We start from the raw sequence: 15,804 nt of genomic DNA, 5'->3' as shown, positions 1-15,804 counted from the left end.
TTTCTAGCAGCAAAAACAGACACTATTTCACCGAAACTTATTGAAGGGCCGCTTGCGCCAGTTCCGGGCGTCGTCCTCTAGCTATTGGCGGATGACGGGCTTGTAAGGGTCAAGCTTGCTCGAGGCGATCCTCCTCGCGGGCGGAAGGGCGCGCAGGGGCGGTGAGCGCCTAGCGCGCGAACTCACGTAAGAGCGCGTCTTCCACTTCCCGAAGCGAAAGGGCCCCGCTTCCCTCGGCGGGACGGGTGACCACGATGCAGCGCGCTCCCACGTCGCGCGCGGCGGCGAGCTTCTCGGCCGTGCCGCCTACGGTTCCCGAGTCCTTGGTCACAAGCCACTGGGCGCCCACCTGCCGAAGCATCGCCTCGTTGAGCTCGCGGGTGAAGGGCCCCTGCATGCCGATGACGTGCGACGGCGAAAACCCCGCGTCGATGCACTTCGTTATAGCACCGGGCAGCGGGAGCACACGCACGAAGAAGCGCTCCGCGAAATCGGCGACGCGCGTGTAGGGAGCAAGCTCCTTGCTCCCCGTCGTGAGAAGCGCGCGACCCGGGTTCTCGGAGAGAAAGCGCGCCGCGCAGGCGATCGACGCGACCGGCACGACGCCTTTGGGCAGCGCCTCGACCGGGCGCGCAAGGCGCAGGCATCGTGCACCCACGGTGAGCGAAGCGGCTCGGATGTTGCCGCTTGCGAGCGTAGCGAAGGGGTGCGTGGCGTCGACGACGATGCGCGCGCCGGAAAGCTCGCGCTCCATGTCGGCATCGTCGAGCCTGCCCGCATGCACCTCGATGCCCGGAAGCTCGCCCAAAAGCTCGCCTCCGTACTCGGTTGCCGCGTAGGCACGGGCGGGGATGCCCGCCTCGCTCGCCCATTCGCACAGAAGGCGGCCCTCGGTGGTGCCGGCGAAGATGCGCAGCGCCGGCGCGGATGCGGGCGCCGTCACTTCGGGCCGCCTGGGCGCGTGATCTGGTAGAGCAGCGCGTTCATAATGGCGGCCGCCACGGTCGAACCGCCCTTGCGACCCCTCGCGACGATGGCCGGCACGCGTCGCGCGAGTAGCTCCTCTTTCGCCTCGACCACGCTCACAAACCCGACCGGCACCCCAACGACGAGCGCGGGTGCGATCTTCCCCGCGTCCATGAGCTCGGCGAGGCGCAGAAGTGCTGTGGGAGCGTTGCCGACGACCACGATGAGCGGACCCTCGATGCCGCAAGCTTTGTCCATGCTCGCAACGGCGCGAGTCGTGCCCGCGACACGCGCAGCAGCGGCGACATCAGGGTCGGCCATGTAGCATACGGCCTTGCAGCCGAGCTTCGCGAGCGCGGGCTTGCTTATGCCTGCAAGCGCCATGTTCGTGTCGGTGAGCACCGTGGCCCCTGCGCGCAGTACGTCGAGCGCACAGTGCGCGGCGTCATGGGTGAACACGAGGGAATCGGCGTACGAGAAGTCGGCAGTGGTGTGGATGACGCGCTTCACGACGGGCTCTTCAAGCGGCGGGAACGTGCGGCCGCCGAGCTCTTCGGTGATGATCTCGAAGCTGCGCCGCTCGATGTCGCCGGGCGCCATCTCCTTGGAATCCATCTAGTACTCCACTCCTTCCCTTGCACATATCCCCTGAGAGTAGGGGTGTTTCTCGCACCGCATCTCGGTTATGTAGTCGGCCTTCTCCACGATCTTGCGGGAAGGCGCGCGCCCGGTGAGCGCTACTTCGACGCCGCGCGCGGACATATCGAGCGCGCGGTCCATGAGCGCCTCGTCGACAAGCCCCTTCGAAAGCGCGTCGAGCGCCTCGTCGAGCACGAGCAGCCCCTCCTGAGCGCCCTCGAACTCGGCGAGCGCGGAAGCGAGGTTCCCATCGTGCAGCTCGCACGTCGCGGCAAGTTCTTCCGACGTCATCGACCAGGTAAACTTGTCCGACACCTTCCCCGCGAACACGGGCACGCCGAAATGCTCGGCGAGCAGGCGCGCCTCCCCGCTTTCGCCGTCTTTCAGGAACTGCACGACGACGACGCGGCGGCCTGCGGCGAGCATGCGAAGGGCGAGGCCCATCGCCGCCGTGGTCTTGCCTTTGCCGTCGCCATGATACACGTGGATCATACACCCTCCTCGATAATGCGGTAGACATACTCCATGTCGAGCGCCCCGCGCACGACGTCGGCCAGGCGGTCGAACTCGCGCGCACGGTGATCGGCTGCGGACGCTGCGCCCGCAGCACCCACGACGCTCTCGGGCAGGCCGCGCATGCGCGCGAGCGAGCGCGCGAGGGCGAGCGCCAACCCCGGTTCGTCGAACAGGCCGTGGAGATAGGTTCCGAACACGTTTCCGCAGGCCGCGCCTTCTGGTTTGCCGCCAATCGTGCCTGCAGGGGCGCAGGAGACGGTCGTTTCGCCGTCGTGAATCTCGTACCCGCGCGCCGTCATGCCGTTCCACACCGAGAACGCGCCTTGGGCGCCCGTGATGCGCAGCTCCGACTGGGCGAGGCGCTTCTCCTCCTTGAACACTGTACTTGCAGGGATGAGCCCGAGCCCGCGCGCGGTGCCAGCGCCTTCCCTGCCGTGCGGGTCGGAAAGCTCGTCTCCCAAAAGCTGGTAGCCTCCGCATATGCCGAGCACCGGTGTGCCCGCGCCCGAAAGCGCGCGTACACAGGCTCCGATGCCGCTAGCCGCAAGCCAGCGCGCGTCGTCGAGCGTGGTCTTCGAGCCGGGAAGCACCACCAGGTCGGGTCGGCCCAGATCGGTCGTCGAGGAAACGTAGCGCACGCCCATGCCGGGCACGCGCGAAAGCGGGTCGAAGTCGGTGAAGTTCGACAGATGCGGAAGGCGCACGACGGCGACATCGATGACGCCGCGCGCCTCGCGGGCAGATAGGCGCGGCGCGAGCGAGTCCTCGTCGTCCAGGTCGAGCGTAAGATACGGCACGACCCCCACGACGGGAACCCCGCACATCTTCTCGAGCGGGGCCAAACCCGGGCGCAGGATTTCCACATCGCCGCGGAACTTGTTCACCACAAGCCCCCGCAAAAGCGCGCGATCCTCGGGCGCAAAGAGCGCGACCGTACCGTAGAGCTGGGCAAACACCCCGCCTGGGTCGATGTCGCCCACGAGCAGCACGGGGGAGGACACGGCGCGCGCGAGCCCCATGTTGACGATGTCGTTTTCGGAAAGGTTGATTTCGGCGGGGCTGCCGGCGCCCTCGATGACGATGACGTCGTTTTCCTCCGCGAGAGAATCGAACGCCTCCAAAATCTGCGGCATGAGCGCTTTCTTTCGCGCGAAGTAGTCCCTCGCAGCGAAGGCTCCCTTCGCCTTGCCGGCCACGATGAGCTGGCTTCGGTGGTCGCTTTCGGGCTTGAGAAGGATGGGGTTCATGCGCACGTCGGGCGCGATGCCGCACGCCTCGGCCTGCATGATCTGGGCGCGCCCCATCTCGAGCCCGTCGGCCGTGACACCGCTGTTGAGCGCCATGTTCTGGCTCTTGAAGGGAGTCACGCGCAGGCCGTCCTGCGAAAGCACACGGCACAGCCCCGCCGCAAGCAGGCTCTTCCCCGCGTTCGACATGGTGCCCTGGATCATGATGGGCTTCGCCCTACCCACGGGTATCGACCTCCTTCGCCGAGCCTCGGCCATCCGCGCCCGCCATAGCGCCGCTACAAGAAGCGCCGCCCCGTTCGTCGGGTTCGCCTTCGCCCGATGCACCTTCCGCCCGAAGTGCGCGGCTGAACGCCATCGCAAGCCGGGCATTCTCCTTGCGCGTGCGCACCGCGACGCGGCACCAGAAACGGGACAGTACCGAAAACGAGTCGCACGTGCGGACCAAAACCCCCTGTTTATACAGGCGCTCGGGGATGTCTTTCGCCGGCGTGCGGACTAAAAGGAAATTCGCATCCGACGGCACGACGGAAAGCCCGAGCGAGGAGAGCTCGTGGGAAAGCCACGCTCGCTCGCCCGCCAATACGTCGCGCGTGCGCGAGACGTATTCAACGTCTTCCAGGGCGGCGATACCCGCGGCCTCGGCGACCGAGGAGACGGGCCACGCCTGCCCCGCCCGGCGAATCCCCTCGATGAGATGGGCGTTTCCGCTGATCAGATATCCCAACCGCAACCCCGCCATTCCGTAGAGCTTGGTGAACGCGGAGAGCACGGCCACATGGCGCGAACACGCGGCGCGTGCGGCCACGCTCCTTTCGCGGGCGTCGGGCGCAAATCCGAGGAAGCACTCGTCCACGACGAGCAGCGCGCCCACCTGCTCGCAGCGGCAAGCCGCGGCATCGATCACGCTGGGGTCGACGAGTCGCCCCGTCGGGTTGTTCGGATTGCAGAGGTACGCCACGTCTCCCGGCCCCTCGATCGCGCGGGCAAAGGAGGCGGGCACGTCGAAGTCGTCCGCTTCGGAGAGCGGGAACTCCTGCACGCATGCGCCGTAGTACGATGCCGCCTCCGCATATTCAGAGAACGTCGGCGCACACACGACGATGCGTTTCGGGCGCACCGCCGCGGCGAGCCGCCAGATGATGTCGGCCGCGCCCGCGCCGCAGACGATAGTATCTTCGGGAATGCCCTGGGCGCGCGCTAGGGCACGAACGAGGGCGAGGCTTTCCCTATCGGGGTAGGCGTCGATTCGAGAAAGCGCCTTGCAAGCTGCGGCGACGGCGCGCGGCGAGGGGCCTGCCGGATTCACGTTCACCGAGAAGTCAATGAGGTCGGAGGCGCCCCCTTCGCAAGCGATGCCGAGCGATTGCGTGCTACCCCCATGCGCACGGGCACGCAGGATTCCCCCGGCAGCCCGGGGCGCGACGTGGTCTTCCCTCATGCCATCGCCCCCACGGCGAGCACGACCGCCGCACGCGCGGCACCGAAGACGACGAGCGCGCATACGGACGCGGCGAGCATGAGCCTTGTCGCCCGGGCGATGTCGCCCCACTCGATTTCGCGGGACGCGTCGCCTATCGTCGGTTTCTCAACGAGCTTGCCGAAATACACCGCGGGTCCTGCCAGACGCAGCCCGAGCGCGCCCGCGCACGCTGACTCGGTCTGCGCCGCGTTCGGGCTCGCATGGCGACGCCTGTCGCGGCGCCAGATGCGCGCCGCCCCGCGCGCGTCGAGACCGACGATCGGGCACACGGCGATCATGAGCAAGGCCGATAAGCGCGAGGGAATCCAGTTCGCCGCATCGTCGAGGCGCGCCGAGGCGCAGCCGAAGTCGATGTAGCGCTCGTTTTTGTAGCCCACCATGCTATCGAGCGTATTCACCGCCTTGTACGCCATGCCCAAGGACGCACCCCCGATCATAAGGTAGAAAAGCGGCGCGATGACGCCGTCGCTCGCGTTCTCCGCCACCGTTTCCACAGCGGCGCGCGCGACGCCCCGCTCGTCGAGAACAGACGTATCGCGTCCCACGATGAGCCCGACGGCTTCGCGCGCCGCGACAAGGCCGCCCTTCGAGAACGCGCGGGCCACGGCCAGGCTCTGGCGGCGCAGCTCGCATGCCGCGAGAATCTGATAGCTCGCCCATGCCTCGGCAACGAAGCGCAAGACGGGGTGAACCATGCCGCAAAGATGCAGGATTCCCCAGGTCAAAAGCCCACACGCAAGCGGAAGCGCCACGGCGAGCACAAGCCCTGCGGCGCGCGTGCCCGCGGACGTTTGCGGGAATGCGCCCCGCAGGCGGCCTTCGGCCCACGTGATCGCGCGCCCCATGGCGACAACGGGATGGGGAAGCCAGCGCGGGTCGCCGAAGGCAAGGTCGGCCGCGAACCCGGCGGCGACGGCAAGAATCGTCATCACCGGGCATCGCCCCCCGAAGCGGGGCGAACGTCGCGAAGGCAGCGCCCATCCCAGGTGGCGGCCCATGCGCCGCCCGGCTCAGTATGCACGTCGAAGTATCCCATTGTCGGGACAGCTAGCTCGGAGAGCAGCGCTTTCACGGTACCCGCATGAACGACGAAGACGGCGCGCCAACTCCCCTGGGAGCGCTCCGATTCGCACGCCTCCCGAAACGCCGCGACGACGCGGCGGGTGAAATCGCTCTTGCCCTCGCCATGCGGGCAGCGCGTCTCGCACCAGGAGTCTACCCAGGCGCGGTAGCGCGCATCCTCTTTAAGCTCGGCGGCGCTTCGCCCCTCGAAGTCGCCGAAATCCATCTCGCGCAGACCGGGGCACGCCACAAGCTCCGCGTTCGGGAAGAGGATGCGCGCCGTCTGGTCGGTTCGGGCCATGCCGCTCGTGATAACACGGAACACGTCACGATCGCACGCGAGGTCGCGCAAAGCGAGCTCGCCCGCGCTCGACAGGGGCTCGTCGGTGCCCGCCCCGCTGTAGCGATGGTCTTCCGTGCCCGCCGTGGCACCATGGCGCACGAAGACGACTTCCAAAGGCGCGCCCGCGCCCTGCGTCCCTCGAGGCGCATCGGCAAGGTTTCCTTTGATGACCTGGGGAATCCCGCACGTCATGCGCACGACGACGTCGGCGCGCGCAGCGAGCGCACATCCCAGGCGCCCCGCGCGCTCGCGCCATTGGGCGTCTTCCGCACGCATGGGGACGACCCCCGAGCCGACCAAGGACAGAATCACTGCGTCGAAGCCGATCAGCCGCTCGAGCGCCCGGTCAGCGTCGAGCGCGCATACGAGTTCCTCAGCACGGTATGCGACGCGGCCGACAAAAGCAGCGGGCACGCCGCCCTCCGCAAGCTGCGCCGCGTCGACGAAATCGTCCGCCGCGAACCCGAGCTTTTCGCGCACGAAAGTCCTCTTCCCCGAATGCGCGCCACCTACCACGAGCACCATAGGAGCATGCCCCCCGCCACCAGCATGGCAAGCATCGCGAGCTCGGCCCATTGCAGAAACCATCCGGCCAAATCCCCCGTCACCCCGCCGAAGCGGGACAGGGCAACATGGCGGTACCACGCGAGCGCCAAAAGCCCCGCCACCGCCATAAGGGCGCCGACGGCCTGAGCGCACGCGACCATCCCTGCAGCCGAAGCCGCAGCGAAAGCGCAAAGCGGCACGACGATCGCCGCGCGCTTCTTCGCAGGCGAGAGCCCCGCGGCCATGCCGTCCGCCCGCGCGGCAGGCCAGCATTCAACGGCGAGCCCCGAAAGCGAGCGGGAGAACACGAGCGAGCACAGAAGCGCGAGGAACGCCCCCGCCGTAAGCGGCAGCGCGGTGAACAGGGAAAACTGCAGAATAAGGTACACAACAACACCGATGACCCCAAAGGCGCCCGCCCGCGGGTCGTGCATGATCTCGAGCTTTCGCTCGCGCGGCGCCCAACTTGCAAGCGCATCGGAGGTGTCGCAGAGCCCGTCTAGGTGGATGCCTCCCGTCACCGCCACAGGCAGCGCCACGAGCACGGCCGCGACGATGGTCGCGGGCACGCCGAGCAGGTTCGCAACGTGTCCCCATGCCGTCATGAGGAAGCCTTCCGCAAGGCCCACCAGGGGAAACGCGGCAAGCGCATGGGTTGACCCGAAATCGGTCCAGGCCGATTTCGGAACGGGGATGCGCGAGAACGTTCCGAACGCCGCGCCGATTGCCTCTGCTATCTTCACCTTGTAGGTCCTTCACCTTTCATCCACACGGGAATCCCGCATACCACTTCGACTGCGCGGTCGGCCAGCGCCGCCACGCCCGCGTTCACGCGCGCGAGCGCGCGCCTCCATGCCTCGGTCCCTTCATCGTAGCGCATCCCATCGGCGAACACGTCGACGGTGACCACCACCGTATACGCAGCGGCCTGAGCGAGACGTTCGATGCCTCCGAGCACCTCGCGCGCCGCAGCGTCGGGGTCTCGTGGGGACAAGCCGCCTTCCGCGAAGAGCTCGTTCGCAACCAGGTTGCCCACGTCCTCCAAAAGAAGCGTGCAGCCGCGCGGGAGCCCGGGCGCTGCGGCGCCCACGTCACGCGTGCGCTCGAGAGTGGAAAACCCCTTGCCCTCGCGCAGCGCCCGATGGCGCGCGATGCGGCGGGCGCCCTCTTCCCCGAAGGGCTCCATCGTTGCCAGGTACACGCGAGGGCCGTCGTGCCCGAGGCACAGGGACTCGGCATAGGCGCTCTTGCCGCTCGCGGCGGCGCCGATGACGAGCGTCACCGTCATTTCCCGGCCTCGAAATGCTCGTAAGCAGCCATGCCAGTCGCCGTGAACGTCTTCCCATCCCGGTACACGCGCAGCGCCGAATCCAGAAGAGGCAGATACGCCATGGCGCCCGCGCCCTCGCCCAAGTGCATGCCTGCGTCGAGGGGTGCCTTTATGCCGAGCTCGCGAAGGAGCTCCTGGCTTGCTGGTTCGCTTGATGCGTGGGTGCCCACGAGGTAGCCCAAGGCGTTGGGGCACAGGCGCGCCGCGCACAGGGCCGCCGTGCAGGATATGACCCCGTCGAGGAGCGCCGGCGCCTTCGAGGCCGCGGCCCCCAGGTAGAAGCCGCACATCGCCGCGATGTCGAAGCCGCCCACCTTCGAGAGAACGTCGATCGGGTCGGCGGGATCGGGCGAGTTCGCATCGATAGCGCGCTCGACCACGTCGCGCTTGCGCGCGAGCGAGGCGTCCGAGAGCCCCGCGCCGCGCCCGACGAGGCTCCGCGCGTCCGCCCGGATGAGCACTGCGGCCACCGCCGCCGAGGTAGTCGTGTTGCCGATGCCCATCTCGCCCGCGGCGAGAAGGCGCACGCCGGCGCGGGCAAGCCCGCACGCGACGGCGATTCCGACCTCGATCGCGCGCACGGCCCCATCGCGAGACATGGCGGAGCCGTGCGCGATGTTGCCGCTCCCCCGCCGCACGTTCGCGCGCACCATGCGCGTGTCTTCTATGCCCCGGGCCATACCCACGTCGACGGGCACGACCTCGGCACCCGCGAACGCCGCCATGCGGCAGGCGCTCGTGGCCCCCTCGCACATGTTGCGCGCGACGGCTCGCGTCACGTCTTGTCCGCTTTGCGACACGCCTTCGGCAACGACCCCGTTGTCGGAGAAGAATACCGCGAGCGCACGGGGAAACTCGGCAACCTCGGCGCTCCCCTGAGCTGCGGCGATACACGCGACGGCGTCTTCAAAGTCGCCCAATCCCCCCAAGGGGTGCGCGATGGAGTCCCACGCGGCGTACGCGGCGGCGCGGGCGCACTCGTCTGCGGGCGCGATCCGGGAGAGCGCGGCTTCGAGCACGGCGCCCGGCGCCGACGAGAACGCGCGCCCGACTTCCTCGCGGATGCAGGCAAGCGCGGTTTCGGTTGCCTCAGCCATGCTGTCTCCTCTCTGCGAACGACGCTGCGGCAGACGCGAACGCGCGCGCAGCGTCGGGGTTAGCAGGATAGTACACATGCGGGAAGCCCGCCACCAGGGACGGGATAGTCGTCATGCACGGCCAGCCCTTGTCGCGCCGGGGCTTCTGCGCCCAGAAGTCGCCGCCCGGGCAGGTGGACTGCCAGTAGTGGAACTCGTGCGCGCGGATGCGTGTGCCGCACGGCCCGTAGAGCCCGTCGCGTTGGGAAGTGAGCTCCACGTACCCGAAATGGGACAGCCTTCCCCCGTTCTCGCTTGCGCCCTCAAGGGCGCCCGCAACAGGCCAGCGACGCCCCTCGCTATCGGCGATTTCGCGCTGCAGGTACAGAAACCCACCGCATTCGGCGACCGTCGGCATGCCGGATTCCACCGCGCGCCGCACCGCCTCGCGCATCGGCGCGTTCTCGGAGAGCTGCCGCGCATGGAGCTCCGGGTAGCCGCCCCCCAGATAGAGGGCGCTTGTCCCCCGGGGCAACTCGCTATCACACAGGGGGCTGAAAAAGGCCAGCTCGCAACCAAGGTCCTCGAGCGCGCGCAGGTTCTCCTCGTAGTAGAACAAGAACGCCTCGTCACGCGCGACGCCGACGATGGGCCGCGCTCCCGCGATCGGCTCCAACCGGTAAGGTTCCTCGCGGATATCGGGGGCCGTCGCAGCTATTTCGAGCAAGCGGTCGACGTCGACGCTCTTTTCCACCAGCTCGGCCATCTTGTCGATGCGCGCGGAGAGCTGCTCGACCTCGTCGGCGGTCACAAGCCCCAGATGCCGGCTTTCGAGCGAGAACGCCTCGTCGGCGGGGATATTCCCCAAAACCGCGACGCCCGTGTGCTTCTCGATCGCAGGCGCCGCGTAGGCGCAGGCAGCGGCGCTCGTCTTGTTCAGCACGACGCCGCGCACGTTCGCACAAGGCAGGAACTCGGCGATGCCGTGGATTACGGCGGCGAGCGATAAAGACGCCCCGCGCCCGTTCACCACTAAAACGACCGGCGTTTCCGTGTCGCGCGCAACCTGGTAGCTACTCGCGTCGGCCACGCCGGGCGCCATGCCGTCGTAGAAGCCCATAACCCCCTCGAGTACCGCGACATCCGCGCCCGCGGCGCCGCGTGCGAGCAGGGCGCGCAGCGTCGGGGCGTCGGTGAAGAAGCCGTCTAAGTTGCCCGAGCGCGCACCCACGACGCGGCGATGAAAGAGCGGGTCGATGTAGTCGGGGCCGCATTTGAAGGCCGCGCATGCGAGGCCGCGGCGCGCGAGCGCGCGCAGGAGCGCGCACGTAACGACCGTCTTGCCGCTCCCGCTCGAGGGCGCAGCGACCATGAAGCGCGGGATGGACGTGCTCACCGGGCACCGCCTTCCCCACCTGCGGCGTTGCAGTTAGCAAGCGAGACCACCTCAACGGATGGTTTCCCCTCGGTAGAGGGGTCCTCCCCAACAGGCGACTCAACAAGCGCCCCGACATCGGCAAGCTCCTCGGCATCCGCGCCCGCACCACGCGCGCTGACGAGGAACACGGGGTTTTGCGCCTTCATAAGATGGTGCGAGCCTACAGCCTCGGCGCGGGCGGCCGACACCTGGCACGCCTCGAACCCCTTAAAGCGCGAATCCGAGAGGAGCGCGCACGCCTCGGTGAGCGTCTCAACGGTGACGCATGGCACGCACAGGCGAACCTGCGAGTTCTTCTCGAGCGCCGCCTCCACGATGGAGGGAAGCTCGCCCGCGCTCCCGCCGACGAACACGGCGTCGGGGACGGGCAGTTTCGCGAGCGCATCGGGGGCGACACCGGAGACCGCATGCACGTTGTCGCACCCGAATGCATCCGCGTTCTCTCGGATGAGCCGCACGCCGGCCGCGTTGCGCTCGACCGCCCATACCGACCCCACTCGCGCGACGAGCGCCGCCTCGATCGACACGCTCCCCGTGCCGGCGCCGACATCCCACACGGTGTCGGTCGCGGTAAGGCGCAGCTTCGCGAGTGCGACGGCGCGCACCTCCTGCTTGGTCATGGGAACGTCGCCGCGGATGAAGAGCTCGTCGGGAATGCCCGAGGAAGCGTACGGCCAGCGGGAGCTCGCGGCGCGGGATGCGCCCGCAGAGTCCGCCGCGAAAGAAGCCGCCGCGGGCGCAGACGCGCCGGCCGGCGTCTCGGAGGCTGCGCTAGAGCCCGCAGGCGAACCGGCGCAGCCTGCGAACTCGATAAGCATCACGTTCAAGTCGTCGAACGTCTGACCTGCGATTTCACTTGCGGTCGCGCAGGTGATGCGCTCGTCGGGGTACGACAGGCGCTCGGCCACCGTCACGCGCGCGTCCCCGAAGCCAGCCTGCACAAGCTCGCCCGAAAGCCGCGAGGGGTCTTCCCCGCCCGACGTGGCGAGGAAGAGCTCACCTGCGCGCTCGGCCTCGGCCACGATGTCGCACGCCACGCCGTGAGCGCTCGCGAAGCGCCAATCCTGCCATGGACGCGCGAGGCGCGCGGCGAGATACGACGCTGAGCTTATGCCGGGAATGACGCGCACGTCCACCTGCGCGTCGCCGGAGAGCGCCTCCACCAGGCGGCGCGCGCCGCTGAACAGCCCCACATCGCCCGTCATCACGACCACGGCGCGCTGCCACGACGCCGCATCGGTGAGCGCGGCGACGATGTCCGCCGTCTTAACGAGCTCGCATCTCACCACGTCGGGCGGCACGTCGATGCCGACGAGCGCGCGATGAGCGCCGATGACCACGTCGGCGATGTCGATCGCGTCGAGCGCCGCGCGCGAGAGCAAGTCGGGGTTTCCGGGCCCCGCCCCGATGATCGTTACCTTTCGCATGGAATCTCCCGATACCCGCGCGGCGTGACCATACGGCCGCCTACGCGCTTCGTGTCCGCGTTGCCGACGAACACGGTAGTGAACATGTCGGCGTCGAACTCCCCCAGCTCGGAGAGCCTGCACATGCCCGATTGCTGCCCCTCGCGCCCGATGTTGCGTACCCAACCGCAGAGCGTGTCGGGGGCCTTCCATTCGAGCATAATCTTCGCCGCGCGCGAGAGCCTGTCGGCGCGCTTTCTGCTGCGCGGGTTGTACAAACAGATGCAGAAGTCGGCGCTCGCCACGGCGGCGAGCCTGTGTTCGATGACCTCCCACGGCGTGAGCAGGTCGGAAAGCGACACGACCGCGAAATCGTGGGCAAGCGGGGCGCCGAGCACCGCCGACCCGCTCTGAGCCGCGGTGGCCCCGGCGATAACTTCCACGTCTACATCGGGGTAGTCCTCCGCAAGCTCCAGCACGGGGCTCGCCATGCCATACACGCCCGCGTCACCGCTGCACACGAGCGCCACCGCTTCTCCACTCTGCGCGCGCGAAAGCGCCACGCGGCACCGTTCGACCTCGTGCATCATCGGCGTCGCGAGACGCGCCGCGTCGGGCACGGCGGCGAGCGCGAGCTCCACGTATCTCGTGTACCCCACAACGATGTCGACCGCCTCGAGCGCGCGCCGAGCCGCAATCGTCATGCCGTCGGGGCCGCCCGGGCCGATCCCCACCACGAAGAGCTTTCCCATCACCGCTCCTTAAACGAAAGTTCGATAGTTACCTTGGAAAACGCGACGGTCACGCCGCCGTGAGCGAGCTTCGGGAAGATAAGTATGCCCCCGTCCGCGAGCGCCGCACGCTCGCACACGTTGTCGACTCCCACCGTCGCGCGCACGAAATCAGATGGCGAAACGCTGCCTTCGACCTGCGACAACTCCTCTGCGGAATACGTCGCGAGCGGGATATTGCGCGCGCGGCAGAAGGCGAGCAGACCCTCCTCGCGCGCCTTCACGTCGATCGTCGCCGCCTCGCACACGGCCGAAGGCGAGATACCCGCCTGCCCGCACGCGAGAAGAAACGCCTCCCCGATCGCTTCGGCGCACGCACCGCGGCGGCACCCTATGCCCACAACGATGCAGGGCACGACAAGGCGAAGCGGCTCGGGCGCAGGCGCCTGAGCCCGCACGCCCGCCGGCTTCCCCGTCTCACCGGCGGGTACGACCTCGCCCGTTGTCTCCGCCGCGCGAACGGACGCACCTGCATTCGCGCCAGCGAACGGCGACACGACGATATCGGCCCGAGCGCGGTCGGACGCAATGTCAACCCCCTCAGGCGGCTGTCCCGAAATCGGCATGTCGGAATAGAGCGCCACGCGCCCGCCCGAAAGCAGCCGTGCCGACACTCGCTTGATAGCCTCGGGATTCGAAACAGCGAGCCCCGCACAGCGCGCCCACGTATCCACCGCCCACACGCCGCGGACGTCGGTCGCCGTGGTGATGACGGGGATGGCCCCTGCCGCGCGTGCCACAGTTTGCGCAAGCTCGTTCGCACCGCCCAAATGCCCCGACAAAAGTGGGACGGCAAAGCGCCCCGCCTCGTCGATCACCACAACCGCGGAATCGGTTGCCTTCGAGGCGACATGCGGCGCGATCGCCCGCACGGCGATGCCCGCCGCGCCCACGAACAGAAGCGCGTCCGACGCTTCCCACGCGAGCGCCGTCCATGCGCGTAGGTCGGCCTTCCCCTCGCCGAACCCGCGCGAAACGGAAACGTCCCAGCCAGGGTCATCTTCACCTGTCTGCGCGCAATCGGAAAGCGCGCGTGCGGTGCGCTCCGCCAACGCATATCCCCTCTCAGTGAACGCTATGCAGGAAACCCTCATCTAGCGCACCACCATCGTCGAGAAGTAGCTGCCCCGATCGGGCACATCGTCGAGCGAGCGGTACACGCGCTCGCCCGGAAGCCCACAGTCCTCTACGAGCTCGGCACCGTCGAAGGCGCCCTCCTCGCGAAGGATGCGCTTCGTGTCCGCAAGCGAGCGGCGCGCCTTCATGACCACCTTCGTCCCCGGCCAACCGATTGCGCGGTGCACGTCGTCGTAGCCGCCGGGCACGATGTGCAGAGGCGACGACATCTCGGGCGTGAGGTCGCGCTCGAGCGCCGCGGCGACCGCGCAGAAGCTCGGCACGCCGGGAATGACGCGCGCCTCAAACCCGCGGGCGCGCACGTCGGGCGCTATGCGCTGGAAGGTGGCGTAGATGCTCGGGTCCCCCAGGTTCAGCAGCGCGACGTCGCGGACCGCATCCAGGTGCGCGACAAGCTCGCGAACAAGCAAGGCACGCTCGGCCGCGCGGCGCTCGGCGTCGCGCGTCATCGAGAATCGCACGGGGATCACCGTCTTGCCTGTAAAGTCGACGGCACCGCGCACGATGTCGAGCGCGACCATGGCCCCGTCCGCCGTCTGCGGTGCGGCGATGACCGGATACGATTCGATTGTGCGGACGGCCTTGATCGTGAGCAGCTCGGGGTCGCCAGGCCCCGTGCCCACCCCGTACAGCACGCCTTTAATCATACGTCGCCCCCAATTCCCCGATAACTGCATCGGCGCCCGACGTGCGGAAAAGCTCGCGGCGCTCGGCGTCAAACACGACCGCGGCGATGTCGCATGCGCCCGCCGCGCGGCGGCGCAACCTGTCCTCGATTGCCGCAGCGAGCGAGGCGCGCGCAGCGTCCCCCACGCCGGCGGCCTCGATTACCTCGAGCGCCGCCGTGGTCGTGACCGAGGACATAATCTCGCGCACGGTCTTCGCGCCCGCACCGGCCAAGGCCGCGTGGGCGGCCAGAATCTCCGCGCGGCAGTCGGCGGTACGCGAATGGGTGTCCATGATGCCGCCCGCAACCTTCACCAGCTTGCCGATGTGTCCCACAAGAAGGACATTGGTAAATCCCTCGCGAACGCAGCAATCAATCGCATCGCCCACAAAGTTGGAGATGAAGACCACCGGCGCACCGTTTAGGTGGAAATGCCCCGAGATGAACTGCCCGCCGTAGTTGCCGGGCGTGAGCACGACGCCGCGCCGCCCCATAGCCGCATGCTGCCGGATCTCGAGCTCGATGCTGTCGCGCAAGGCAGCGAGGCTGCGCGGCTCGACGATGCCCGTCGTGCCCAGGATGGAGATGCCGCCTTCTATCCCCAGGTGTGGGTTGAAGGTCTTTTCGGCAAGGGCAACACCCTCAGGTACCGAAATCGTCACAGTAATATTTCCAGAAAAGCCGTGCGCGGCGCACACCTCGCGCACCGCCGAAGTGATCATCGCGCGCGGCGTCGCGTTGATGGCGGCCGCCCCCACCGGCTGCTCGAGCCCGGGCAACGTCACGCGCCCCACGCCCACGCCGCCATCGACGGAAACTTCCGATTCGCGCGCGGGCACGCCCTTGCTGCCCGCAGTGCCCGTGCCCGACCCCGCATGTTCCACGCGCGCGTACACGAGTACGCCGTCGGTCACATCGGCATCGTCGCCTGCGTCCTTTCGCACGGCGCACTGGGCGCACCCCTCGCCGATACATGCGTCTACCACGTTCGCCTCGACGGGCAGCCCGCCGGGGGTGACGATCGACACGCGGCCGACAGGCTTTCGTGACAAGAGCATCTCGCAGGCCGCCTTCGCCGCGAGCGCGGCGCAGCTCCCCGTGGTGTAGCCGCAGCGCAGGCGGGTCGTCCCAGTATATATGTAGTGCTCGAAGGCCAC

16 protein-coding genes are annotated in these 15,804 nt (G+C 68.3%); all 16 read right to left on the bottom strand.

All coding sequences use genetic code 11. The annotated features are described in order from the left end of the window. Positions 1–169 precede the first annotated feature (169 nt). The 16 genes from cobK to cbiD are packed head-to-tail and all read right to left on the bottom strand — an operon-like array spanning position 170 to position 15,804. Positions 170–943, bottom strand: coding sequence for a precorrin-6A reductase (gene cobK / locus DW195_RS01910; protein ID WP_118205647.1), 774 nt, complete (start codon positions 941–943; stop codon positions 170–172). Then, positions 940–1,581: a precorrin-8X methylmutase gene (locus DW195_RS01905; RefSeq protein ID WP_118205646.1), complete on the bottom strand. Its 642-nt coding sequence runs from the start codon at positions 1,579–1,581 to the stop codon at positions 940–942. The genes cobK and DW195_RS01905 overlap by 4 nt, the downstream gene beginning before the upstream one ends. Further along, positions 1,582–2,097 (bottom strand): cob(I)yrinic acid a,c-diamide adenosyltransferase, encoded by a 516-nt coding sequence (locus DW195_RS01900; RefSeq protein ID WP_118205645.1) that lies wholly within the window; start codon positions 2,095–2,097, stop codon positions 1,582–1,584. Next, the gene (locus DW195_RS01895; RefSeq protein WP_233540786.1) at positions 2,094–3,593 is read right to left on the bottom strand and encodes a cobyric acid synthase; all 1,500 of its coding nucleotides are present in this window, start codon (positions 3,591–3,593) and stop codon (positions 2,094–2,096) included. The genes DW195_RS01900 and DW195_RS01895 overlap by 4 nt, the downstream gene beginning before the upstream one ends. Next, on the bottom strand, positions 3,586–4,809 hold the full coding sequence (locus DW195_RS01890; protein ID WP_158567876.1) for a histidinol-phosphate transaminase: 1,224 nt from the start codon (positions 4,807–4,809) through the stop codon (positions 3,586–3,588). The genes DW195_RS01895 and DW195_RS01890 overlap by 8 nt, the downstream gene beginning before the upstream one ends. Beyond that, positions 4,806–5,780 (bottom strand): adenosylcobinamide-phosphate synthase CbiB, encoded by a 975-nt coding sequence (cbiB, locus tag DW195_RS01885; RefSeq protein WP_118205642.1) that lies wholly within the window; start codon positions 5,778–5,780, stop codon positions 4,806–4,808. Before cbiB ends, DW195_RS01890 begins: the two co-directional genes overlap by 4 nt. Then, positions 5,780–6,736 (bottom strand): histidine phosphatase family protein, encoded by a 957-nt coding sequence (locus tag DW195_RS01880; RefSeq protein WP_233540785.1) that lies wholly within the window; start codon positions 6,734–6,736, stop codon positions 5,780–5,782. The genes cbiB and DW195_RS01880 overlap by 1 nt, the downstream gene beginning before the upstream one ends. 29 nt (positions 6,737–6,765) lie before the next feature. Continuing rightward, a complete protein-coding gene (cobS, locus tag DW195_RS01875) occupies positions 6,766–7,545 on the bottom strand; it encodes an adenosylcobinamide-GDP ribazoletransferase (RefSeq protein ID WP_118205640.1) in 780 nt (259 codons plus the stop codon). Beyond that, positions 7,542–8,090: a bifunctional adenosylcobinamide kinase/adenosylcobinamide-phosphate guanylyltransferase gene (locus tag DW195_RS01870; protein ID WP_118205639.1), complete on the bottom strand. Its 549-nt coding sequence runs from the start codon at positions 8,088–8,090 to the stop codon at positions 7,542–7,544. Before DW195_RS01870 ends, cobS begins: the two co-directional genes overlap by 4 nt. Next, positions 8,087–9,229: a nicotinate-nucleotide--dimethylbenzimidazole phosphoribosyltransferase gene (locus tag DW195_RS01865; protein ID WP_118205638.1), complete on the bottom strand. Its 1,143-nt coding sequence runs from the start codon at positions 9,227–9,229 to the stop codon at positions 8,087–8,089. The genes DW195_RS01870 and DW195_RS01865 overlap by 4 nt, the downstream gene beginning before the upstream one ends. Then, the gene (locus DW195_RS01860) at positions 9,222–10,604 is read right to left on the bottom strand and encodes a cobyrinate a,c-diamide synthase (protein ID WP_233540784.1); all 1,383 of its coding nucleotides are present in this window, start codon (positions 10,602–10,604) and stop codon (positions 9,222–9,224) included. The genes DW195_RS01865 and DW195_RS01860 overlap by 8 nt, the downstream gene beginning before the upstream one ends. After that, on the bottom strand, positions 10,601–12,073 hold the full coding sequence (cbiE, locus tag DW195_RS01855) for a precorrin-6y C5,15-methyltransferase (decarboxylating) subunit CbiE (protein WP_118205637.1): 1,473 nt from the start codon (positions 12,071–12,073) through the stop codon (positions 10,601–10,603). The genes DW195_RS01860 and cbiE overlap by 4 nt, the downstream gene beginning before the upstream one ends. Then, complete coding sequence (gene cobJ, locus DW195_RS01850) at positions 12,061–12,804, bottom strand: precorrin-3B C(17)-methyltransferase (RefSeq protein ID WP_118205636.1); 744 nt, start codon at positions 12,802–12,804, stop codon at positions 12,061–12,063. Before cobJ ends, cbiE begins: the two co-directional genes overlap by 13 nt. Beyond that, a complete protein-coding gene (locus tag DW195_RS01845; RefSeq protein WP_117637723.1) occupies positions 12,804–13,937 on the bottom strand; it encodes a cobalt-precorrin 5A hydrolase in 1,134 nt (377 codons plus the stop codon). Before DW195_RS01845 ends, cobJ begins: the two co-directional genes overlap by 1 nt. Beyond that, complete coding sequence (cobI, locus tag DW195_RS01840) at positions 13,938–14,627, bottom strand: precorrin-2 C(20)-methyltransferase (RefSeq protein ID WP_118205635.1); 690 nt, start codon at positions 14,625–14,627, stop codon at positions 13,938–13,940. Continuing rightward, complete coding sequence (gene cbiD / locus DW195_RS01835) at positions 14,620–15,804, bottom strand: cobalt-precorrin-5B (C(1))-methyltransferase CbiD (protein WP_233540783.1); 1,185 nt, start codon at positions 15,802–15,804, stop codon at positions 14,620–14,622. Before cbiD ends, cobI begins: the two co-directional genes overlap by 8 nt.

The organism is Collinsella sp. AM17-1, assembly GCF_003470665.1.
Lineage (GTDB): Bacteria > Actinomycetota > Coriobacteriia > Coriobacteriales > Coriobacteriaceae > Collinsella.
Note: the sequence above shows the minus strand (reverse complement) of the source record. Positions and strands in the feature narration are given on the sequence as shown.